Source organism: Vibrio sp. 1CM2L (genome assembly GCF_023161695.1).
GTDB classification, from domain to species: domain Bacteria; phylum Pseudomonadota; class Gammaproteobacteria; order Enterobacterales; family Vibrionaceae; genus Vibrio; species Vibrio coralliirubri.
In genome coordinates, this window is record NZ_JALNTT010000011.1 from 53,584 (window position 1) to 75,494 (window position 21,911).

Consider the following 21,911-nt stretch of genomic DNA (forward strand, 5'->3'; position numbering starts at 1 on the left):
TAATCAAAGCCGTGACGTTCGACAATGATTCCAAGACATAATAGTGAGTCCTGGATACCAATTACTTATTAAAAGATACATTAGGCACAAGCAATGGCACGTTTTTTCCAACCAAAAAAGAAAACTCAACTCGAGACCAAGCATCAATCGGTTTTGGTTGAACGAATGGATCACAATGGCGCTGGCATCGCTTATCAAAAGAATAAACCGGTTTTCATTGATGGCGCGTTGCCCGGTGAGCAGGTGGTTATTCAACTTACTGAGAGCAAAAGTAAGTTTTCGCGAGCTAAACTCATCAAGTTATTGAAGCCGAGCGAGCAACGTTTAAAGCCGTTTTGTAAGCACTTTAATCAGTGTGGTGGCTGTCACCTTCAACACCTTGGTTACTCTTCTCAGGTTGAGCATAAATCGCAATCTCTGACGCACCTGATGAGCCAATACCAAACGGCCAACACTGAAGTTGCACAACCTATTGTCGGTGATGAAACCGGTTATCGACGTCGCGCACGTATCAGCCTATTTGTTGATAAGAAGACACAGCTGCTTCAATTCGGTTTCCGTAAGAAGCAGAGTAAGCAGATTGAAAATATCACCGACTGTGCCGTGCTTGATCCTCGCCTCAATGTATTGCTGCCAAAACTGAAAAATTTACTGAACACTTTCAACAACCTTACGTCTTTAGGACACGTTGAATTGGTGTTGGGCGATACTGGCCCTGTAATGGTGCTACGTCACCTTAAGCCTTTGGTTGAAAAAGATGAGCAAGCGCTGATTGCGTTAGCAAAAGAAGAAGGCGCTACGCTGTACTCGATGCCTGAAACCGATAAGTTGGTTCGCTTAGTAGGCGGTGCACCTTCTTATAGTGAAACTGGCGTGACGTTACCGTTTGAGCCAAACCACTTTATCCAAGTCAATCAGAAAGTGAATCAGCAGATGGTGGCTCAAGCGATTGAGTGGCTAGAACCTCAAGCGGATGAGCGAGTGCTCGACCTGTTTTGCGGCTTAGGGAACTTCAGTCTGCCGATAGCGCAACAATCGGCGTTTGTGGTTGGCGTAGAAGGCGTTGATGAAATGGTTCAGCAAGCCGCATCTAACGCAGCGTTAAACCAGTTAAGCAATACGGAATTTTACCAAGCTAACCTTGAAGAAGACTTATCTTCACAGCCTTGGGCAAAAGAGAAATTCGATAAAGTATTGCTTGACCCGGCACGTGCGGGAGCGAGTGGGATCGTTGATCAAATTTCAGCGTTAGGAGCGAAGCGTGTGGTTTATGTTTCGTGTAATCCTGCTACTCTAGCTAGAGATTCTGAGAGCTTAGAAAAACAAGGCTATCAATTAGCCAAACTGGGTATGTTGGACATGTTCCCACACACCAGTCATCTCGAATCGATGGCTCTCTTTATCAAGGCTTAGAGGCCCTTAAACAAGGCTTCAAATGAATCACAAAGGCGCAGGGAAGCCTGCGCTGATATCAATATGGTCGAACTAACTTGGAACCAGTTAGTCATATTGAATTGGGTATAAAACATAATAACTAGGAAGGCATGATGGTTGCGGTACGAAGCGCACATTTAAACCCAAGCGAACAGTTTGAGCTAGAAAGTTGGATTGCGTCATTGAATCAAGACGCAAAAACCTCGAATAAACTGATCAAAGTTTATCGTCACTGTGAAGAGCTATTAAAAGATCACGAGCAAGCATCGCTCTTGCTTTGGCGTGGCCGCGAGATGATCGAAATCTTGGTTACGCTGTCCATGGACCGTGCCACTTTAATTGCAGCGCAACTTTTCCCCGTCGTCTCAAGCGGCGTTTTTGAGCGCGAAGCGTTTGAAGAAAGCTACGGTAAAGAAACCGTAAAGTTGATCGATGGCGTTGAAGAAATGGCGGCTTTAGGCCAGTTAAACGTGACTCTTGAAGGCAGTGCTGCCTCGGGTCAAGTTGATAACGTTCGCCGCATGCTACTGGCGATGGTTGACGACTTCCGCTGCGTAGTCATCAAACTCGCTGAACGAATCTGTAACCTTATTGAGGTGAAAAAAGCGCCTGATGCTGTGCGTCGCGCGGCAGCAAAAGAGTGTTCTAACATCTACGCTCCGCTCGCTAACCGTTTAGGTATTGGTCAGCTTAAGTGGGAAATCGAAGATTACGCATTCCGCTACCAACAGCCAGATACCTACAAGCAGATTGCTAAACAGCTGTCTGAGCGTCGCATCGTACGTGAACAATACATCACAGACTTCGTTGACGACTTAACGGCGGAAATGAACCGTTCAAGCATCAATGCTGAAGTCAGCGGTCGACCAAAACACATCTACAGCATCTGGCGTAAAATGCAGAAGAAAGGCTTGGACTTCGATGAGCTCTTTGACGTACGTGCGGTACGTATCATCGCCGACCAGCTCCAAGACTGCTATGCCGGCCTAGGTGTGGTTCATACCAAATACAAACATCTACCAAGTGAATTTGATGACTACGTGGCGAACCCTAAGCCAAATGGTTACCAGTCTATTCACACCGTGGTTCTGGGACCAGAAGGCAAGACCATTGAGATTCAGATCCGTACCAAGCAGATGCACGAAGACTCTGAGCTTGGTGTAGCTGCGCACTGGAAGTACAAAGAAGGTGCTTCAAGCGGACGCAGTGGTTACGACGAGAAAATCACTTGGTTGCGTAAACTTATCGATTGGCAAGAAGAGATGTCGGATTCTGGCGAGATGCTGGATGAAGTTCGTAGCCAAGTATTCGATGATCGCGTATATGCCTTTACACCGCGCGGTGATGTGGTCGATTTACCTATGGGTGCAACCCCACTGGACTTCGCTTACCACATCCACTCGATGGTTGGACACCGCTGTATCGGTGCCAAAGTAGCAGGCCGTATCGTACCGTTCACTCATAAATTATCGATGGGTGATCAGGTTGAAATCATTACTCAGAAAGAACCGAACCCATCACGTGATTGGTTAAACCCAACCACAGGCTTCGTTCACTCTGGTCGTGCTCGCGCGAAAATCAACGCATGGTTCCGCGCGCAAAGTCGTGAGAAGAATCTAGAGGCAGGCCGTGACATTCTTGAAGCGGAACTTGCGAAAGTGGGTGCAACCTTAAAAGATGCAGACCAATACGCTCTGAGACGCTTTAACGTCAATACGCCAGATGAGCTTTATGCTGGTATTGGCAGTGGTGACTTACGTATCAACCAAGTGGTTAATCACATCAATGCGTTGGTCAACAAGCCTACGGCGGAAGAAGAAGACAAGAAAGCGCTCGAGAAATTGCTTGAGTCGGAAAACAAGCCAGCACAACAGAGTCGTCCGAAGAAAGACGCAGTAGTGGTTGAGGGCGTTGATAACTTAATGACGCACCTAGCGCGTTGCTGTCAGCCAATCCCAGGTGATGTGATTAAAGGTTACATCACTCAAGGTCGTGGTATCTCAGTGCACCGCGCTGACTGTGAACAGCTAGGCGAGCTTAGTATGCATGCGCCAGAACGTATCATTGATACTGTTTGGGGCAATGGCTTTGTTGGTTCATACATCCTAACGCTGCGTGTTGAAGCGCTAGAGCGTAATGGCTTGTTGAAAGACATCACCTCACTGTTCTCGAATGAAAAGATCAGCGTGACCACAATGAAGAGCCGAATCGACTACAAACGTCAGCTATCGGTAATGGATTTCGATTTGGAAGTGACCAATATTGAAATTCTGAGTCGAGTGACCAGTCGAGTTGAGCAGATCAAAGATGTTATGAGTGTCAAGAGATTAGGATGATACTTGGTATCATCCTCGTCATTCCCTACAGTGAGGGACGAACGTGATAGGGAATCTCGCCAAGCGATTTAAGATTCCCAACTCGCTCATTCTTCGCTCTTGAGGATGACGGAAAGAATAGAAAGGTGAGTGGTTTTGACTGCTCACCTTTTTTAGTTTTAGAAGACGTTATAAATTTAAAAATCAAAGAGAGTGAATAGGAAGAAAACAATGAATCACCCGATTGAACAACTTGAACAGATCATGACTAAGCTGCGCGATCCAGAAGGTGGCTGTCCTTGGGATTTGAAACAAAATTTTGAAACAATTGTGCCGCATACTATCGAAGAAACCTACGAGGTGGTGGACGCGATTCACAACAAAGATTGGCCGAACCTACAAGAAGAACTGGGTGACCTGCTATTTCAGGTGATTTTTTACAGCCAGCTCGCCAAAGAGCAGGGGCTGTTTGAGTTCTCTGATGTGGTCGATGGCATCAATGAGAAGCTAACGCGCCGCCATCCGCATGTGTTTTCTGATACCGAGTTTGCGAGCGATGAAGAAATTAATGCCAACTGGGAAGCTGAAAAAGCCAAAGAAAAAGCTCAGGCAGGCAAAACTCAAGAAAGTATTCTAGACTCAATACCAAACTCTCTACCTGCGCTTTCACGTGCTACAAAGATTCAAAAACAGGTAGCGAAATATGGCTTTGATTGGGACTCTATTGGCCCTGTGGCGAATAAGGTTTTAGAGGAAGTTGATGAGGTGCTGGAAGAGGCACTTCAAGTGACGCCAAACGAAGATTTGGTTGAAGAAGAGTTGGGAGACTTGCTGTTTGCGACGGTCAATTTGGTGCGACATTTGGGTGAAAATCCAGAGTCTGCTCTCAATAAAGCCAATCTGAAGTTTTCACGTCGCTTTAAAGGGGTGGAACAAAAAGTTCGTCAGCAAGATAAAATTTTGACCGATTTTTCACTACAACAGCTTGATTCCATGTGGGATGAAGTCAAGGTGGCGGAGAAAAGATAACCAAAGCTTTTATCATGAATTGATTTGAAGCAAAAAATAAAAAATAGCAGTGTGATAGATTTCACGTTGTGGCGATAAGGGGCTTCTGGTATATTTTCATCCCGTCCAGAAGTAGTCCATTTCCCTCATTCAACCAATTTCAGGTTAAACATGACGACAAATTACATTTTTGTTACTGGCGGGGTTGTATCCTCTCTAGGTAAAGGTATTGCTGCAGCATCTCTTGCGGCTATTTTAGAAGCTCGTGGTCTTAAAGTGACTATGATGAAGCTTGACCCTTACATCAACGTTGATCCAGGCACTATGAGCCCGACTCAGCACGGTGAAGTGTTCGTTACGGAAGATGGCGCTGAAACAGACCTTGACCTTGGTCACTATGAGCGATTCATTCGCACCAAGATGACTAAGCGTAACAACTTCACTGCAGGTCGTGTTTACTCAGACGTACTCGCTAAAGAGCGTCGCGGTGATTACCTAGGTGCAACTATTCAGGTTATCCCACACATCACTAACTCTATCAAAGAGCGTGTAATTTCTGGCGCATCTGGCCACGATATCGCGATCGTTGAAGTTGGTGGTACGGTTGGTGATATCGAATCTCTACCATTCATGGAAGCGATTCGTCAGCTAGCAGTAGAACTAGGCCGTGAACGCGCAATGTTCATGCACCTTACTCTAGTGCCATACCTAGCAGCTGCAGGCGAAGTGAAAACTAAGCCAACGCAACACTCTGTAAAAGAGCTACTGTCTATCGGTATTCAGCCAGACATCTTAGTTTGTCGTTCAGACCGCAACATTCCTTCGAACGAGCGTAAGAAAATTGCTCTGTTCTGTAATGTGCAAGAAAATGCAGTTATTTCTATGCGCGATGTTGACTCTATCTACAAGATCCCTCAGCTTATTAAAGCTCAAGGCACTGATGAACTTGTATGTAAGCGTTTCGGCATCACAGCTCCAGAAGCAGACCTGTCTGAATGGGAACAAGTAATTTACGAAGAAGCTAACCCAACGGGTGAAGTGACGATTGGTATGGTTGGTAAGTACATTGAACTACCAGACGCATACAAATCAGTAAATGAAGCGCTAAAACACGCGGGCTTGAAAAATCGCCTAAGCGTTAATATTAAATACGTAGATTCACAAGACGTTGAGTCTCGTGGCGTAGAAGTTTTAGAAGGCCTAGATGCAATCCTAGTTCCTGGTGGCTTTGGTGACCGTGGTGTTGAAGGTAAGATTCTTGCTGCTCAATACGCTCGTGAAAACAAAGTACCGTACTTAGGTATCTGTCTAGGTATGCAAGTAGCACTTATCGAGTACGCTCGTAACGTTGCGAAAATGGAAGGGGCACACTCTTCTGAATTCTGTACTGAAACTAAGTACCCAGTTGTTGGTCTTATCACGGAGTGGACTGATGGCGAAGGTAAAGTTGAAGAGCGTACAGAAACATCTGACCTTGGCGGCACAATGCGTCTTGGTTCACAGCTTTGTCACCTAGCGAAAGGGACCAAAGCTTACGAATTATACGGTAGCGCGACGATCCATGAACGTCACCGTCACCGTTACGAAGTGAACAACAATCTTCGTCCACAAATCGAAAAAGCGGGCCTAAAAGTATCGGGTCTATCTGCGGACAAGAAACTGGTTGAAGTTATTGAGAACCCGAACCACCCATGGTTCGTTGCTGCTCAATTCCACCCAGAGTTCACTTCAACACCTCGCGATGGTCACCCATTGTTTGCAGGTTTCGTTAAAGCGGCTGGCGAGTTCCAGCGCGGCGAGTTAGAGAAGTAAAAAGGAATACAGGTAGCTGCGTAAGTTGTGCTGCTACCTTTAAATTTGACATTTATATATTCAACGAGAAGGAAACATTCAATGTCTAAGATCGTTAAAGTTCTAGGTCGTGAAATCATCGATTCACGTGGTAACCCAACTGTAGAAGCTGAAGTACACCTAGAAGGCGGTTTCGTAGGTATGGCTGCTGCTCCATCTGGCGCATCTACTGGTTCTCGCGAAGCTCTTGAGCTACGTGACGGCGACAAATCACGTTTCCTAGGTAAAGGTGTTCTTAAAGCTATTGAAGCTGTAAACGGCCCAATCGCTGAAGCTCTAGTTGGTACTGACGCTAAAGCACAAGCTGACGTTGACCAAATCATGCTTGACCTAGACGGTACTGATAACAAGTCTAAGTTCGGCGCGAACGCTATCCTAGCTGTATCTCTAGCTAACGCAAAAGCTGCTGCTGCTGCGAAAGGCATGCCTCTATACGAGCACATCGCTGAGCTAAACGGTACTGCTGGTCAGTTCTCTATGCCTCTACCAATGATGAACATCATCAACGGTGGTGAGCACGCAGATAACAACGTTGACATCCAAGAGTTCATGATCCAACCAGTTGGCGCTAAAACTCTTAAAGAAGGTCTACGTATCGGCGCTGAAGTATTCCACAACCTAGCTAAAGTTCTTAAGTCTAAAGGCTACAGCACTGCAGTTGGTGATGAAGGTGGTTTCGCTCCTAACCTTAAGTCTAACGCTGAAGCTCTAGAAGTTATCGCAGAAGCTGTTGCAGCTGCTGGTTACGAACTAGGTAAAGACGTTACTCTTGCTATGGACTGTGCAGCATCTGAGTTCTTCGACAAAGAAGCTGGCATCTACAACATGAAGGGCGAAGGTAAAACTTTCACTTCTGAAGAGTTCAACCACTACCTAGCTGAGCTAGCGAACAACTTCCCAATCGTTTCTATCGAAGACGGTCTTGACGAGTCAGATTGGGATGGCTTCAAGCACCAAACTGAACTTCTAGGCGACAAGCTTCAAATCGTTGGTGACGACCTGTTCGTTACAAACACTAAGATTCTTGCTGAAGGTATCGAGAAAGGCGTAGCTAACTCTATCCTTATCAAGTTCAACCAAATCGGTTCTCTAACAGAGACTCTAGCTGCTATCAAGATGGCTAAAGACGCTGGCTACACTGCAGTAATCTCTCACCGTTCTGGCGAAACTGAAGATGCAACTATCGCTGATCTAGCGGTAGGTACAGCTGCAGGTCAAATCAAAACTGGTTCTATGAGCCGTTCTGACCGTGTTGCTAAGTACAACCAACTTATCCGTATCGAAGAAGCTCTAGGTTCTAAAGCTCCTTACAACGGTCTTAAAGAAGTTAAAGGTCAATAATTCCTAGCGAATTATTCATCTAAGCTTTTTAAATGCCTCGCTTATGCGGGGCATTTTTTTGTCTGTAGGAAAGTGAGGTATAGAGGCTCTAGGTTCTAAAGCTCCTCCTTTTTACAACGAAAGCGGCCTTAAAGAAGTTAAAAGTTAATAATTCACTCTGAATTATTAACTTAAAGCTTTTGAAAACGCTCTACTTCGGTAGGGCGTTTTTTTTGCCTAAAATTCGTCATTCCCTAGACTGACGAAGGAAGGAATAGGGAATCTCTGATTTACCTTTGACGCGATATATCCCCAACTCAGTCGTTCCTCCTTCTTGGGAATGACGAGAGTATGTGGCTTAAGGAAGGTACTATCTCTTTGAGTTTTTTGCCTGCAGTGATTTGCATTACCCGTCATTCTCAAGACTGATGGAGGAGGGAGTCGGGAATCTCATTGTGGATTTTGAATAACAATAATTCCCGGACTTATTGATTCCCTGACACCACATATCTCGCACCAATAAGCTCATTATGGTATATATGTGCCTTATTCTAGTTCCTTCTTTTTCAACCGGCGAAAGGTGTTATGCGAATTTTTGCTTTAGTACTGCTCATAGTGTTTGGCTGGCTACAACACACACTGTGGCTCGGTAAAAATGGTATCTCTGATTACTACGGTGTTAACAACGAAATCCAAGTTCAACAGCAAGTAAATGAAAAGCTACATATTCGAAATGCAGAAATGTTTGCTGAAATTGACGATCTACGCCAAGGCTTAGACGCGATAGAAGAACGCGCACGTCATGAACTTGGAATGGTCAAAGAAGGCGAAACGTTTTATCGCATCATTGGTGAGGAATCCCATTAATGTCGACTCAACTTCAAAGCGTGATTGCCGTTGTACCTGCGGCGGGCGTCGGTAGCCGAATGAAGGCAGACCGCCCTAAGCAATATCTCAAGATTCACGGCAAAACAATTTTAGAGCACACCGTTGAGAAATTACTGTCTCACCCACAAGTCGCTCAAATTGTCGTTGCGATCAGCGATGATGACCCATACTACCCAGAGCTAGCTCTCAACCTGAACCCGCAAGTGATCAGAGTGTCTGGCGGAAGCGAGCGAGCAGACTCTGTACTCTCTGCGCTAAACTATATCGCTGAGCAGCAGCTTAGTGATTGGGTCATGGTTCACGATGCGGCAAGGCCGTGTGTTCAGCTAAGTGATATCGACAAGCTAATTTCCGGCGCGATGAGCCATGATGTGGGTGCTATTCTAGCGGCTCCAGTTCGTGACACGATGAAGCGAGGTGCCCAAGGGCAGATCGAGCATACCGTTGAGCGTGCCGATTTATGGCATGCACTTACGCCACAAATGTTCAGAGCAAAGCCTCTGTGGAAGGCATTAAGTGAGGCGTTGCAACAAGGCGCTTCAATTACTGATGAAGCCTCAGCCTTTGAATGGAAAGGTTTATCGCCCGCTTTAGTAGCAGGGCGTTCAGATAATTTTAAGATTACTCAGCCTGAAGATTTAGCGCTTGCTGAGTTCTATTTAAGTCAGAATAAGGAATAATGATGATTCGTATTGGCCATGGCTTTGATGTACATAAGTTTGGTGGTGAAGGCCCGGTAATTATTGGTGGTGTAAGCATCCCTTACGAGCAAGGTCTTATTGCACACTCAGACGGTGATGTTGCCCTTCATGCGTTGTGTGACGCTTTATTGGGTGCGATTGCTGCGGGTGATATTGGTCGTCATTTCCCTGATACCGATGACGAATGGAAAGGCGCGGATAGCCGTGAATTACTGAAAGATGTTTACCGTCGAGTAAAAGAACAAGGTTACGTGATTGGTAATGCCGATATTACTATCATGGCGCAAGCTCCAAAGATGGCACCTCATATAGACTCTATGTGCCAAGCTATTGCTCAAGACCTAGAAACCAGCATTAGCAATGTGAATGTAAAAGCGACGACTACTGAGCGTTTAGGCTTTACAGGTCGCAAAGAGGGCATCGCATGTGAAGCGGTGGTCCTAATTACTAAAAGTGCGTAAGCACCAACACGAAAAGAACAGCATGTCAGATATTTTATCTTCATTGGCTTATCTAAACGGTAAACCAACTGCGAAAGCAAAACTAAAAGCAAAAGCCGAACACTTTGTCGTTAATGAAGACTTGGGTTTTGAGTTTACTGGTGAAGGCGAGCACTTAATGGTTCGTATTCGTAAAACTGGTGAAAACACGAGCTTCGTAGCAAACGAGCTGGCTAAAGCTTGCGGTGTTAAGTCGAAAGACGTGAGCTGGGCAGGTTTAAAAGACCGTCACGCAGTAACTGAGCAGTGGTTGAGTGTGCACCTACCAAAAGGTGAACCTGACTTTTCAGCTTTCTTAGCACAGTACCCAAGCATTGAGATCTTGGCGACAGCACGACATAACAAAAAGTTACGTCCGGGTGATTTAGTTGGCAACCAATTCGAGCTGACTTTGTCTGAAGTAACAGACTGTGATGATGTCGTAAAACGTTTGGAAAAAGTCGCTCAAGTCGGCGTGCCTAATTACTTCGGTGCTCAGCGTTTTGGTAATGAAGGTAACAACTTATCTGAAGCTCGTCGTTGGGGCCGTGATAACGTTCGTACTCGTAACCAGAATAAGCGCAGCTTGTACCTTTCTGCGGCTCGCTCGTGGATTTACAACCTGATCCTGTCAGACCGTATTGAGCAAGATGCGTTTGCATCGGCATTGGTTGGCGATATTGTCATGAAAGAAGGCGCTCAACTAACGGTAACAGCGGACAATATCGAAGCAGTAAACCAAGACGTCGCGAATGGATCTGCATGGGTTACTGTTGCTTTGGCTGGCGATAATGCTTTGCCAACGACTGATGAGTCTCAAGCGTTAGAGCAAAAACATCTTGATTCTGAACCTGACCTAATGGCGCTGATTCGCGGTAACCGCATGCGCCATGACCGTCGTGAAGCATCGTTAAAACCAACCGATCTAACTTGGGAGGTGAACGAAGATAATGTCACTCTTAAGTTCTCTCTGGACGCAGGTTGTTTCGCAACCGCTATCGTTCGTGAGTTGGTTGAAGAAGTACACGTAGAAAGAACCTACGAGCAATAACGATTCTGCTTGGAGCTGGGTCACTTGATATTGGAATTTAAGTGACTTGGCTTAGTATGGGAACAAAAGAAAGGATACAAGATGAAGATTTTACTCAGCAATGATGATGGTGTGCACGCTCAAGGTATTCATGAGCTGGCAAATGAGCTACGTGATCTTGCTGAAGTTATCATTGTTGCCCCTGACCGTAATCGCTCGGGTGCGTCAAATTCATTAACTTTAGAACAGCCTCTGCGTGTTCAAGAGATTGCTGAAAATACCTATTCGGTACAAGGAACACCGACCGACTGTGTGCATTTTGCGTTAAACGAACTGCTAAAGAATGACATGCCAGATCTGGTATTAACGGGCATTAATCACGGTGCTAACCTGGGTGATGACGTGCTTTATTCAGGCACGGTGGCTGCAGCAATGGAAGGGCACTTTCTAGGCGTTCAATCGGTAGCGTTTTCTCTGGTGGGAAAAAAACATTTTAAGACAGCGGCAGCGATTGCTCGTCGTATTGTCGAACAACATTTAGCGAATCCAATCCCGACCAACCGCTTGTTGAACGTAAACGTTCCTGATTTAGCCTTAGAACAATTGTCTGGTACTCAGGTGACGCGCTTAGGTGCTCGTCATCACGCTGAAGATATGATCAAGCAAAAAGACCCGCGTGGTCACGATATCTATTGGCTTGGCCCTCCGGGTAAAGAGCAAGATGCCGGTGAAGGTACCGATTTTTACGCGATTGAGCATGGCTTTGTGTCGGTAACACCGTTACAAGTTGATCTAACGGCGCATGAGTCGTTGGGTGCGATGGCCACATGGTTAGGGGAGAAGTAAGTGAGTAATCCGCAAGCTGAGCGTTTAATTACTTTCCTGATTGAAAATGGTATTCAGGATCAAAAGGTTCTTGATGCGATTTACCAACTGCCGAGAGAGAGCTTTTTATCACAGGCGATGTATCACCAAGCCTATGATAATAATGCGCTGCCTATCGGTCAGGGTCAGACAATCTCACAGCCATACATTGTTGCTAAAATGACAGAGCTACTTGAATTACAACAAGATAGCCGTGTCTTGGAGATCGGAACGGGTTCTGGTTACCAAACTGCGGTATTGGCTCAACTTGTTGATCATGTGTATTCGGTTGAAAGAATAAAGTCGCTACAATGGGATGCGAAACGTAGGTTGAAGCAACTCGATTTCTACAATATCTCAACTAAGCATGGTGATGGTTGGCAAGGGTGGTCTTCAAAAGCCCCTTTTGATGCGATTATTGTAACCGCTGCTGCAGAGTCGATTCCTCAAGCGCTTCTGCAACAGCTGAAAGATGGCGGTCGTTTACTGATTCCAGTCGGTGATGACGAACAGCAACTATTGAAGATCGTTCGACACGGCGATGAGTTTTTATCGAGTGTTATCGAGATGGTGAGATTTGTACCTCTTGTTCCTGGTGAGCTAGCTTAATAAAAGACTAATGGTGTAGGTGGATAGAGAGTCGATGCGTTCGAAGTTGTTAAAAGGAAGTACTTTACTGCTTAGCTGTGCCCTTGTTGGGTGTGCAGCGAATTCGCCTGCGCCCGTTTCAAGCCTAAACAAGAATTACTCATCGATTGATCGTGGTAGTTATCGTGGCAGTTACTATGAAGTTAAAAAAGGCGACACCCTTTACTTCATTGCTTATGTCACCAATAAAGACGTTAAAGACCTCATCGGTTATAACAAGTTGTCTGCTCCTTACACTATCCACCCAGGGCAGAAGCTTAAGTTGTGGCGTCCTAGCTATAATGCGCCAGCGTATGGTAAGTCAACGGTAGCGGCAGCAGCAGTTGCTGCGCCTGTCGCCGCATCCACAACGTCATCTACGGCAAGTAAACCAAAAACCACATCACAAAAGAGCAAAAACTCTAAACCGGCTCCAGCTCAAACTACCACCAAAGTGGTGAAAAATGATCCACCAAAGAAGGTTGAACAATCCAAATCAAAGGAGTATGTTGGTTCTAAAGGTAAACAGAATGTTACACCGTCCACCAAACCAACAAGTGATAAAGTATCCAAATGGTTATGGCCAACTAAAGGGAGAGTAATCAAGAATTTCTCTGTAGGCGAACAAGGAAATAAAGGCATAGACATAGCAGGACAGCGAGGTCAGCCAATAGTATCTACTGCAGGGGGAACGGTTGTTTATTCGGGTAATGCACTACGAGGCTACGGCAATCTAGTGATTGTGAAGCACAATGATAATTACTTAAGTGCATACGCGCATAACGACCGACTATTAGTATCTGAAGGGCAAAGTGTGAAACCAGGGCAGAAGATTGCAACAATGGGAAGCTCTGGAGCCAGCAGTGTTAGGCTGCACTTTGAGATTCGTTACCAAGGTAAATCCGTTAATCCAAAACGATATTTACCTTAAATACAATATGCAAAAATTACGTATTGTATGGAGTGACATAGTTATTTAGCGACATATGAAGTTGTAATGTCATGCTAATTTCGCCAGGGGGAGGCGTTATGAGTATAAGCAATGCAGTAACCAAAGAAGAGTTCGATCTTGACCAAGCAACCACGGAACCGGAAGCTCTTGGAAAAGCAAAACGAACAGTCACTAAGAAAACCGAAGCAAAAGAAGAAGTTGAAGTTACGTCTAAAAGTTTAGATGCCACTCAACTCTACTTAGGCGAAATCGGTTTCTCACCACTACTAACCGCTGAAGAAGAAGTGCTATACGCACGTCGAGCTCTACGCGGTGATGAAGCAGCACGTAAACGCATGATCGAAAGTAACCTGCGTTTGGTGGTAAAAATTTCACGTCGTTATAGCAACCGCGGCCTTGCACTTCTCGATCTAATCGAAGAAGGCAACCTAGGTTTAATTCGCGCCGTAGAGAAGTTTGATCCAGAGCGTGGCTTCCGCTTCTCAACTTACGCGACATGGTGGATTCGTCAAACCATTGAACGTGCGTTAATGAATCAGACTCGCACTATCCGTTTGCCAATCCATGTTGTGAAAGAGCTGAACATCTACCTACGTACTGCAAGAGAGCTATCACAAAAGCTTGACCATGAACCAACGGCAGAAGAAATTGCTTCTAAGCTAGATAAACCGGTTGGTGATGTGAGCAAGATGCTTCGTCTAAACGAACGAGTGAGCTCTGTTGATACGCCAATTGGTGGTGACGGTGAGAAAGCGCTGTTGGATATTATTCCAGACATCAACAATTCAGATCCTGAGGTTTCAACTCAAGATAGCGATATCAAGAACTCGTTGATTTTCTGGCTTGATGAACTGAATCCTAAGCAGAAAGAGGTGCTTGCACGTCGCTTTGGACTACTGGGTTACGAACCGTCAACACTAGAAGAAGTAGGCCGTGAAATTAGCCTGACTCGTGAACGTGTTCGTCAAATCCAAGTTGAAGGTCTTCGCCGTCTACGTGAGATTCTTATCAAGCAAGGTCTGAATATGGAAAACCTGTTCAACGTAGAAAACGACTAATTGAACGGATGATGCTTCTCTAAATAGAAGACAAATAAAAACGCTGACTTTAAGTCAGCGTTTTTTTGTTTGTGGCTTTGGTATTTCATGCCGTCTAATGAAAATAGCAGTACGGCCATAACAAGCTACTTGGTAAGAAACTAAAGCAGCTTCTTCAAGCGGTAAAGTTCTTCTAATGCTTGGCGAGGAGTTAGATCATCAGGATCAACATTCGCCAGTGCTTGCTCTACTTCACTCGGTTCTGGGATCAGGCTCAGCTGATTTGCGATATCGACACCGCTTGGCTTCGATGTTGGCGACTCCATACTTAACGCTTCTAACTGAGTCAGCTTCGCACGAGCATTCTTAATCACCGCTTTCGGTACGCCAGCTAAACCTGCAACCGCTAGGCCGTAAGATTTACTTGCTGCACCTTCCTGAACTGCGTGCATAAAGGCAATGCTGTCACCATGCTCAACCGCATCTAAGTGTACGTTTGCTAGAGTTGGAAGTTGGTTAGGCAGTTCAGTTAGCTCAAAGTAGTGCGTTGCAAACAGTGTCATCGCATTGATTTGATTAGCTAGCCACTCTGCACTTGCCCAAGCCAGAGACAGACCATCGTAAGTACTGGTGCCACGACCGATTTCATCCATTAGCACTAGGCTATTTGGTGTCGCGTTGTGCAGGATATTTGCGGTTTCTGTCATCTCAACCATGAAGGTTGAACGACCAGAAGCCAAATCATCGGATGCGCCAATACGCGTAAAGATACGGTCGATAGAGCCGATGGTTGCGCTTTCTGCAGGAACATAACAACCGATATGAGCCATCAATGCGATGAGTGCCGTTTGGCGCATGTAGGTCGATTTACCACCCATGTTGGGACCCGTGATGATCAGCATCTTACGTTGATCATTCAGGTCGATAGGGTTAGCAATGAAAGGTTCGTCCATCACTTGTTCAACAACAGGGTGACGACCGGCCTGAATTTGTACGCCAGCAGACTCTGTCATGGTTGGACGACAGTAATCAAGGGTATCTGCACGCTCAGCCAAGTTCTGTAGAACATCAAGCTGAGATACTGAAGAGGCGATATTTTGTAGGCGCTCTAGATACGGCAGTAGTAAGTCAAACAACTCTTCCCACAGTTGTTTCTCGATAGCGAGTGCTTTCGACTTAGAGTTAAGTACTTTGTCTTCGTGCTCTTTTAGCTCAGGAATGATGTAACGCTCTGCATTTTTCAACGTTTGACGACGAACATAGTGTGGCGGCACAAGGTGGCTTTGCCCACGGCTTACCTGAATGAAGAAACCATGTACGTTGTTGTAGCCAACTTTAAGCGTGTCGATGCCATGGCGCTCACGCTCTTCTTGCTCAAGCTTATCAAGAAATTCGGTTGCGCCTGCTGCAAGGTCGCGCCATTCGTCTAACTCGGCATTGTAGCCTTCTGCAATCACACCACCGTCACGGATAACCACCGGTGGGTTCTCTTTGATTGCACGCTCAAGCAGTTCAGAAACCTCATTCACAGGAGAAGCATATTGAGCAAGTTGAGTTAGGTACGGATGCTTAAGTTGCGTCAGTGTCTCTGCAAGCTCTGGTAAATATTCCATCGCTTGGCGAAGTCGTGCCATATCGCGAGGGCGAGCAGAGCGAAGTGCTAATCGAGCAAGAATACGTTCGATATCACCAATCTGCTTTAAGGTTGGTTGTAGCTCTGTAAATAGAGCCAAATCTTTCATTTCACCAATCGCATCTAAGCGTTGATCAAGTGCAGAGATATTGCGCATTGGTTGATGTAACCAACGCTTCAACATACGACTGCCCATTGCCGTAGCAGTATGATCAAGTACTTCGGCAAGGGTGTTATCAGTACCACCACCAAGATTTTGCGTGATCTCTAGATTGCGTCGAGTCGCAGCATCAAGGATCACCGAGTGATCTTGCTTATCCATCGTTAAAGAACGGATATGTGGAAGGGCAGTTCGTTGGGTATCTTTTACGTATTGGATCAAACAACCAGCCGCACATAGGCCCAGTTTCGCACCTTCTACGCCAAAGCCAACCAGATCGCGAGTACCAAACTGCTTATTCAATTGCTGCTTAGCGGTGTCTAATTCAAATTCCCATACCGGGCGGCGGCGGTTGCCATTACGGGTTGCCATTAGATTGACTGGCTCGAAATCTTCAGGGAACAGTAGCTCACGTGGTGAGGTTCTCTGCAGTTCTGCGGCCATTGCTTCTTCGGTTTCTGGCTCGCAGAGTTGGAATCGACCGGAGGTAATATCCAGTGTCGCGTAACCAAACTTACCGTTGTGATGGTAGATGGCAGCAATCAGGTTATCAACGCGCTCAGAAAGCAATGCCTCATCGGTCACGGTACCGGGTGTAACGATACGTACAACAGCACGTTCAACAGGGCCTTTTGAAGTTGCTGGATTACCAATCTGTTCACAAATAGCTACGGATTCACCAAGTTGCACTAACTTTGCAAGGTACCCTTCAACGGCATGGTAAGGAACACCCGCCATAGGAATAGGTTCACCGTTTGATGAACCGCGTTTAGTCAGTGAAATATCGAGGAGTTGAGAAGCTTTTTTAGCATCATCGTAGAAAAGCTCGTAGAAATCGCCCATGCGGTAGAACAGCAGAATTTCTGGGTTTTCTGCTTTCAGTTTTAGGTACTGCTGCATCATGGGAGTATGTTTTTGATCGGCTTTCACAGTTAACTTCTTTCGTTTATTTCTATTGCGGCTTAGGATACGTGAAAGCGTTTCGTGCGAAAAGCAGCTCAAGCGAAAAGATGCAAAAGCCCTAACAAAAAACACCTCGTGAGAGGTGTTTTGTTTTTGTGCTGTCTGATTTTATCGGCTTATTTTACATGTATGTTCGCCATATATTCATCTTCAGCCCAGTACATTCGTTGTGCTACTTTGGCTTCTGGATTCAATTCAACACCGTCTAATACGCGTTCTTTGAATCTTAGGTAGCCACCTTGGTCAATGAGGTGACCCATATGTAAATACTTAGGAATACCTTTCAGCATTTCTTTCTCAAACTCAAATAGGTTTTCAATAACCTGATGAATCACTTCTTCGGTTACCCAATTTAAGAATAATTTACCCACACGTGGGGTTTTCTTCGACGTACGTCCACCTAGCTTAACCATGTACAACTGTTTTGGATTACGTTGCCATGCCAAAGTTGGGCAGGCAAGAACACACTCACCGCAACCGATGCACTTGCTTTCTTCTTTGGTTGCTTTGCCATCGACAATAGATAGGCAGTTCACAGCATGGTGGGAGCAAGCGTCAACACAAGCACCACAACCAATACAACGCTCTGATGTGAAATCAATCTTTGCTATGCCTAATATACCGAAGTCAGCCATGTTGGCTTTAGCGCAATCATTAGGGCAGCCCGCAGCGACAATCTTCAAGTGATATTTGCTTGGGTATACGTGATGCTCTAAGCGCTGTGCTAGTCCTGTTGTATCTGTATTGGCTTTTTGACAAATTTGGCTGCCTTGGCAAGCAACAATATTTCGTCCACCAATTGATTGGTAACCAGCCTCAAGATCTTCCACTTCAATGCCACAAATATCTTGAGTAATGTCTTCAATAAATGGGCGCAGTGCTTTATTTACTTCTGGAATATCTTCGTAGCGTATACCTGGCATCGCCAATTTTTGGCGAGTTGTGAGGTGGATAACACCGTTACCCCATTTCTCGGCAATCTCTTGCGCTGTTGCAAGTAGGTGAGCGGGCATGATGCCACCAGGGATTCGGACACTGATCATGCATTCGCCACGAACTTTCGATAGACGATAGTCCGCATCAGCACGCATCTTGATAATATCTACATCTAAACTCATCGTCGTCTCCCTAATCAACCATTGACTGTGCTTCGTCGTATTGGAATACAGGCCCGTCAACACACACGTACTTTTCACCAATACGGCAGTGCCCACATTTACCTACAGCACAAGCCATTTTTCGCTCGTAATCTACCCAGATTTGTTCTTCTTTAAGACCAAGATCTAGAAAAGCTTTTACAACGAACTTGATCATAATTGGAGGGCCAACAACAATCAGTTGCACGTCGTGTATATCTGATAAATCAAGCGTTTCGATGTATTTAGTCACAAGACCAGTTTGATAAAACTCGTTATTGGACTCTTCATCCAGCGTACAAATCAGGTTGATTGTGTCGTTCCAATGCTTCATTTCTTCTTTGTAAAGGACGGCTTGATCGTTTTTGTAACCGACAACCACGTCCATTGATTTTACTAACTGAGTCTCGTAACTGAAGTGGTTGATCAAACCTTTTACAGGCGCGACACCAGTACCACCAGCAATCACGATTAAGTGCTTACCGTGGTATTTTTCCATTGGGTAACCATTACCATGAACACCACGCATCCATACCATGTCACCAACATGTTTAGTAAATAGCTCATCGGTAACCTTACCGACTTTACGGATCAGTAGGTCGATATAGCCTTCACCAAAGTCTGAAATGGAGATAGGTGCTTCACCGAATAATGGTAATGAAACTTCAACAAATTGGCCGAACTTCACATCGAAGTCACACTCGACACGAAAGTTCCATTCGATCTCAGTATGCTTAGTGATGTCCAAGATCTTGTACGGTTGAGGTACTAATTGATTTTTACACTGGCACATTTTCGGCCTCATTCTTCAAAGTTAATTCAATTTGATCAGACATTTTATTGATGATGTTACTGAACGATATGTAATGCGGACAGCGGTCATCACAGCGACCACAGCCAACACACATATGGTGCTCACCTTGGCGTGCTTTGAAGTCATTAACTTTGTGCAGAGCGCGGTAACGAAGTCGTTCGCCCGTCTTCTGTCTGAATTGGTGTCCACCAGCCATATCGGTAAAGTTCCCTGTCATGCAGCTCGCATGCTGACGACGGCGCTCACCCACTTTAGCTTCTTGGTTGTAAACCACATCAAATACGCTGTAGCAGCTACAGGTAGGGCATGATGTTGTACAGCGACCACAGCCAATGCAGCGGCTGTCGTATTTATTCCAAACCGGGTTGCCTGTTAGGATCTCGCGAACCTTAATTGGGTCACCACATATTTGGTCAGGTGTGCGTACTTTTACGTGGTTTTCTTGAACAAAACCTGTTTTATGATTTGATTCAATGCCAACTTCAGCCAAGTATTTAGCAAAGACTTCATCTTGAGTTACCACATCAGCGCCGCCACCAAGAGAGAAGCGAATAGAGGCTGCAAAGTTAGTGGTCGTATTGGCATTCATTGATACGCAGAAGCAATTTTCAAAGCTTGATTCGCACTCAATTAAAACTAATTTGAGCTTTTCGCGTAGACGTTTGTAGTAGAAATCTTCATTTCCACCATTTTTTAAGAACATGTGATCCAAGCTTTTTAGGGCATTGATATCGCAAGCTCGCAAAAATAAAACAACAGGTCGAGGGTCGACTTTTGACTCTCTGAGTTCGTTTCCATCTAACCAAAACAGAGTTTCAGTGATAGGAAAAACCACTTCTTTTGGAGAGAAATGAGACTTTTCCTTCCAGACGATATCGCTAAAAGACTCTATTTCGTCGTAGATTAGGTTATCAGTATGAGCAAACCGACCGCCCATACGTTCGTACATCGGTGACATCACTCGGTAGGTTTCTTTCAAATCTGAAATGACACCTTGGAGTTCATCATTAGTTAAAAATTTAGACATGTTCTGCCTCTGGCATTTTTGTGAAAAATCTGCGTACGTAACCATCGAACGTTTCACGCTTGGTGAACCAGTCAATGGTTTCTGAAAGTTTGACGACGTGGCCTACGACGATGACGGCAGGCATGGGTGGATTACAGATATCGACAGCATCGGGGAGTTCACTTAACGAGCACCGAATGACGCGTTGGTCATGTCGCGTACCGTTGCTGATAATGGCTGTCGGAGTCTCTTTTCTTAGCCCATGGTCGATGAGGTTCTTTGAAATGTTGCCCGCTTTGTGTAGACCCATATAAAACACAATGGTGTGATTTACATTCGCGAGACCTTTCCAGTTAATGTGGTCTGAATCATGTTGGTCGCGTGCAGTGACAATCGTGACGCCGTTAGATATGCCGCGATGAGTGACGGGGATTCCAGCGTAACTGCAACAACCAACTGCAGCTGTGATCCCGGGGACTATGTCAAATGCTATGCCTGCATAGTCGAGAAAAAGCGCTTCTTCGCCACCACGCCCAAATACGAAAGGGTCTCCGTCTTTAAGGCGACAAACTGTCTTGCCTAGCTCTGCGTGTTTTAGGATCTTCTGGTTGATCTCAGATTGAAGTATGCACTTTGAATTGAAAACTTTGCCGACGTAGACCTTTTCAGTCTCTTCGGGGATAAATGCAAGAATGTCAGCGGATATCAGATTGTCGTAAATAACTACATCGGCTGTTGAAATGATGCGTAATGCCTTAACCGTAAGAAGGTCAGGGTCACCGGTTCCAGCACCAACAATATACACATGCCCTTTTTGTTTAATACTTGGGGTTAGTTTCATTTCATTACTCAAATTGTGGTTATATGAGAATGGTAAATGACGGAAGTGTTCAGGAAAATTAAGTTCTAATTAACATGCGTTAATCATTATTGAATATTTAGAGATAAAAGATGTTGCGTGTGAACTAGGCAATAGCGACAACATTGAGTTGGAATTCGTGGAAGTTATGAGAGGCTGTTTGTTATCGAGTTTAGGTTTTGCTCTTTCGTTTACTGTGGTTGAGTAATACGATGTTGTAAATCAATTTTAATGATCATTTCCATCGTTAGTCGTTAAACATGAGAAGGAGTATCGTTGTGCAAATAGAAAAGACACTATGTGAGAAGTTAGGTGTATTACTAGTGAAACACAAACACGTGTTAGTGACGGCTGAATCTTGCACTGGCGGAGGTGTCGCAAGTGCAGTCACCGATATTGCGGGCAGCTCTGGGTGGTTTGATCGCGCTTTTGTTACGTACAGCAATGAAGCCAAACAAGAGATGATCGGTGTACAGCTTAAAACCTTAATGGAGTTTGGCGCTGTTAGTGAGCCTGTCGTAATAGAAATGGCGAGCGGGGCATTGCAACATTCAAACGGGACGATCTCTGTATCAATCAGTGGCATTGCTGGCCCAGGTGGCGCGACCGAAGATAAGCCTGTTGGTACGGTATGCTTCGCGTGGAAAGCGTTAAATGGCTGGGATAAAGTAGAAACGCATGTATTTACAGGCGACAGATCACAAGTACGCCAACAAGCCACGCACCATGCCCTGCAAGTTATTTATGATTACCTATCAATGGAAGGTAAGTAACATTTGTACAAATTATTTTCATACAGGTATAGACACTGTATGAATCAACAGTATAATGAAA

General features: G+C 45.2%; 19 protein-coding genes. 14 read left to right on the top strand and 5 right to left on the bottom strand.

Annotated features, from left to right (window positions below; genetic code table 11):
* Window positions 1–93: 93 nt before the first annotated feature.
* From rlmD to rpoS, 13 genes are all read left to right on the top strand, one after another.
* Window positions 94–1,413, top strand: a complete 1,320-nt coding sequence (rlmD, locus tag MSG34_RS23080; RefSeq protein WP_248339511.1) for a 23S rRNA (uracil(1939)-C(5))-methyltransferase RlmD — start codon at window positions 94–96, stop codon at window positions 1,411–1,413.
* Between the two features lie 134 nt (window positions 1,414–1,547).
* A complete protein-coding gene (relA, locus tag MSG34_RS23085; RefSeq protein WP_050620522.1) occupies window positions 1,548–3,770 on the top strand; it encodes a GTP diphosphokinase in 2,223 nt (740 codons plus the stop codon).
* Window positions 3,771–3,980: 210 nt separating this feature from the next.
* Complete coding sequence (gene mazG, locus MSG34_RS23090; RefSeq protein WP_248339512.1) at window positions 3,981–4,778, top strand: nucleoside triphosphate pyrophosphohydrolase; 798 nt, start codon at window positions 3,981–3,983, stop codon at window positions 4,776–4,778.
* Window positions 4,779–4,928: 150 nt separating this feature from the next.
* Complete coding sequence (locus MSG34_RS23095) at window positions 4,929–6,569, top strand: CTP synthase (RefSeq protein WP_048605791.1); 1,641 nt, start codon at window positions 4,929–4,931, stop codon at window positions 6,567–6,569.
* Between the two features lie 81 nt (window positions 6,570–6,650).
* On the top strand, window positions 6,651–7,949 hold the full coding sequence (eno, locus tag MSG34_RS23100; RefSeq protein WP_017059033.1) for a phosphopyruvate hydratase: 1,299 nt from the start codon (window positions 6,651–6,653) through the stop codon (window positions 7,947–7,949).
* A 564-nt stretch (window positions 7,950–8,513) separates the two neighbouring features.
* Window positions 8,514–8,795 (top strand): cell division protein FtsB, encoded by a 282-nt coding sequence (ftsB, locus tag MSG34_RS23105; protein ID WP_010435786.1) that lies wholly within the window; start codon window positions 8,514–8,516, stop codon window positions 8,793–8,795.
* Complete coding sequence (ispD, locus tag MSG34_RS23110) at window positions 8,795–9,496, top strand: 2-C-methyl-D-erythritol 4-phosphate cytidylyltransferase (protein ID WP_193841615.1); 702 nt, start codon at window positions 8,795–8,797, stop codon at window positions 9,494–9,496. The genes ftsB and ispD overlap by 1 nt, the downstream gene beginning before the upstream one ends.
* Window positions 9,497–9,498: 2 nt before the next feature.
* Window positions 9,499–9,978: a 2-C-methyl-D-erythritol 2,4-cyclodiphosphate synthase gene (ispF, locus tag MSG34_RS23115; RefSeq protein WP_004739053.1), complete on the top strand. Its 480-nt coding sequence runs from the start codon at window positions 9,499–9,501 to the stop codon at window positions 9,976–9,978.
* A gap of 22 nt (window positions 9,979–10,000) precedes the next feature.
* On the top strand, window positions 10,001–11,047 hold the full coding sequence (gene truD, locus MSG34_RS23120) for a tRNA pseudouridine(13) synthase TruD (protein ID WP_248339514.1): 1,047 nt from the start codon (window positions 10,001–10,003) through the stop codon (window positions 11,045–11,047).
* A gap of 81 nt (window positions 11,048–11,128) precedes the next feature.
* Window positions 11,129–11,872 (top strand): 5'/3'-nucleotidase SurE, encoded by a 744-nt coding sequence (gene surE, locus MSG34_RS23125; protein WP_050644146.1) that lies wholly within the window; start codon window positions 11,129–11,131, stop codon window positions 11,870–11,872.
* Window positions 11,873–12,499: a protein-L-isoaspartate(D-aspartate) O-methyltransferase gene (locus tag MSG34_RS23130; protein WP_017059029.1), complete on the top strand. Its 627-nt coding sequence runs from the start codon at window positions 11,873–11,875 to the stop codon at window positions 12,497–12,499.
* A 34-nt stretch (window positions 12,500–12,533) separates the two neighbouring features.
* Complete coding sequence (gene nlpD / locus MSG34_RS23135) at window positions 12,534–13,448, top strand: murein hydrolase activator NlpD (RefSeq protein ID WP_248339515.1); 915 nt, start codon at window positions 12,534–12,536, stop codon at window positions 13,446–13,448.
* Between the two features lie 98 nt (window positions 13,449–13,546).
* Window positions 13,547–14,527, top strand: a complete 981-nt coding sequence (rpoS, locus tag MSG34_RS23140; RefSeq protein WP_017059027.1) for an RNA polymerase sigma factor RpoS — start codon at window positions 13,547–13,549, stop codon at window positions 14,525–14,527.
* Window positions 14,528–14,667: 140 nt separating this feature from the next.
* Here rpoS and mutS read toward each other — a convergent pair whose 3' ends face one another.
* From mutS to cobA, 5 genes are all read right to left on the bottom strand, one after another.
* On the bottom strand, window positions 14,668–17,229 hold the full coding sequence (gene mutS, locus MSG34_RS23145) for a DNA mismatch repair protein MutS (RefSeq protein WP_248339516.1): 2,562 nt from the start codon (window positions 17,227–17,229) through the stop codon (window positions 14,668–14,670).
* A gap of 149 nt (window positions 17,230–17,378) precedes the next feature.
* Complete coding sequence (asrC, locus tag MSG34_RS23150) at window positions 17,379–18,380, bottom strand: sulfite reductase subunit C (RefSeq protein ID WP_048615636.1); 1,002 nt, start codon at window positions 18,378–18,380, stop codon at window positions 17,379–17,381.
* A gap of 10 nt (window positions 18,381–18,390) precedes the next feature.
* Window positions 18,391–19,191, bottom strand: coding sequence for an anaerobic sulfite reductase subunit AsrB (gene asrB / locus MSG34_RS23155; protein WP_248339517.1), 801 nt, complete (start codon window positions 19,189–19,191; stop codon window positions 18,391–18,393).
* Window positions 19,178–20,239, bottom strand: a complete 1,062-nt coding sequence (gene asrA / locus MSG34_RS23160) for an anaerobic sulfite reductase subunit AsrA (RefSeq protein ID WP_248339518.1) — start codon at window positions 20,237–20,239, stop codon at window positions 19,178–19,180. The genes asrB and asrA overlap by 14 nt, the downstream gene beginning before the upstream one ends.
* A complete protein-coding gene (cobA, locus tag MSG34_RS23165) occupies window positions 20,232–21,059 on the bottom strand; it encodes a uroporphyrinogen-III C-methyltransferase (RefSeq protein ID WP_248339520.1) in 828 nt (275 codons plus the stop codon). The genes asrA and cobA overlap by 8 nt, the downstream gene beginning before the upstream one ends.
* A 278-nt stretch (window positions 21,060–21,337) precedes the next feature.
* Between cobA and MSG34_RS23170 the strand changes: the two genes are divergently transcribed.
* Window positions 21,338–21,850, top strand: a complete 513-nt coding sequence (locus MSG34_RS23170; RefSeq protein WP_050711941.1) for a nicotinamide-nucleotide amidohydrolase family protein — start codon at window positions 21,338–21,340, stop codon at window positions 21,848–21,850.
* The last annotated feature ends 61 nt before the right edge of the window (window positions 21,851–21,911 follow it).

What these genes read in the sequence shown, in the direction of transcription:
- rlmD (WP_248339511.1), top strand. Translation starts at nt 94, where the DNA reads ATGGCACGTTTTTTCCAACCAAAAAAGAAAACTCAACTCGAGACCAAG.
- relA (WP_050620522.1), top strand. Translation starts at nt 1,548, where the DNA reads ATGGTTGCGGTACGAAGCGCACATTTAAACCCAAGCGAACAGTTTGAG.
- mazG (WP_248339512.1), top strand. Translation starts at nt 3,981, where the DNA reads ATGAATCACCCGATTGAACAACTTGAACAGATCATGACTAAGCTGCGC.
- MSG34_RS23095 (WP_048605791.1), top strand. Translation starts at nt 4,929, where the DNA reads ATGACGACAAATTACATTTTTGTTACTGGCGGGGTTGTATCCTCTCTA.
- eno (WP_017059033.1), top strand. Translation starts at nt 6,651, where the DNA reads ATGTCTAAGATCGTTAAAGTTCTAGGTCGTGAAATCATCGATTCACGT.
- ftsB (WP_010435786.1), top strand. Translation starts at nt 8,514, where the DNA reads ATGCGAATTTTTGCTTTAGTACTGCTCATAGTGTTTGGCTGGCTACAA.
- ispD (WP_193841615.1), top strand. Translation starts at nt 8,795, where the DNA reads ATGTCGACTCAACTTCAAAGCGTGATTGCCGTTGTACCTGCGGCGGGC.
- ispF (WP_004739053.1), top strand. Translation starts at nt 9,499, where the DNA reads ATGATTCGTATTGGCCATGGCTTTGATGTACATAAGTTTGGTGGTGAA.
- truD (WP_248339514.1), top strand. Translation starts at nt 10,001, where the DNA reads ATGTCAGATATTTTATCTTCATTGGCTTATCTAAACGGTAAACCAACT.
- surE (WP_050644146.1), top strand. Translation starts at nt 11,129, where the DNA reads ATGAAGATTTTACTCAGCAATGATGATGGTGTGCACGCTCAAGGTATT.
- nlpD (WP_248339515.1), top strand. Translation starts at nt 12,534, where the DNA reads ATGCGTTCGAAGTTGTTAAAAGGAAGTACTTTACTGCTTAGCTGTGCC.
- rpoS (WP_017059027.1), top strand. Translation starts at nt 13,547, where the DNA reads ATGAGTATAAGCAATGCAGTAACCAAAGAAGAGTTCGATCTTGACCAA.
- asrC (WP_048615636.1), bottom strand. Translation starts at nt 18,380, where the DNA reads ATGAGTTTAGATGTAGATATTATCAAGATGCGTGCTGATGCGGACTAT.
- asrB (WP_248339517.1), bottom strand. Translation starts at nt 19,191, where the DNA reads ATGTGCCAGTGTAAAAATCAATTAGTACCTCAACCGTACAAGATCTTG.
- asrA (WP_248339518.1), bottom strand. Translation starts at nt 20,239, where the DNA reads ATGTCTAAATTTTTAACTAATGATGAACTCCAAGGTGTCATTTCAGAT.
- cobA (WP_248339520.1), bottom strand. Translation starts at nt 21,059, where the DNA reads ATGAAACTAACCCCAAGTATTAAACAAAAAGGGCATGTGTATATTGTT.
- MSG34_RS23170 (WP_050711941.1), top strand. Translation starts at nt 21,338, where the DNA reads ATGAGAAGGAGTATCGTTGTGCAAATAGAAAAGACACTATGTGAGAAG.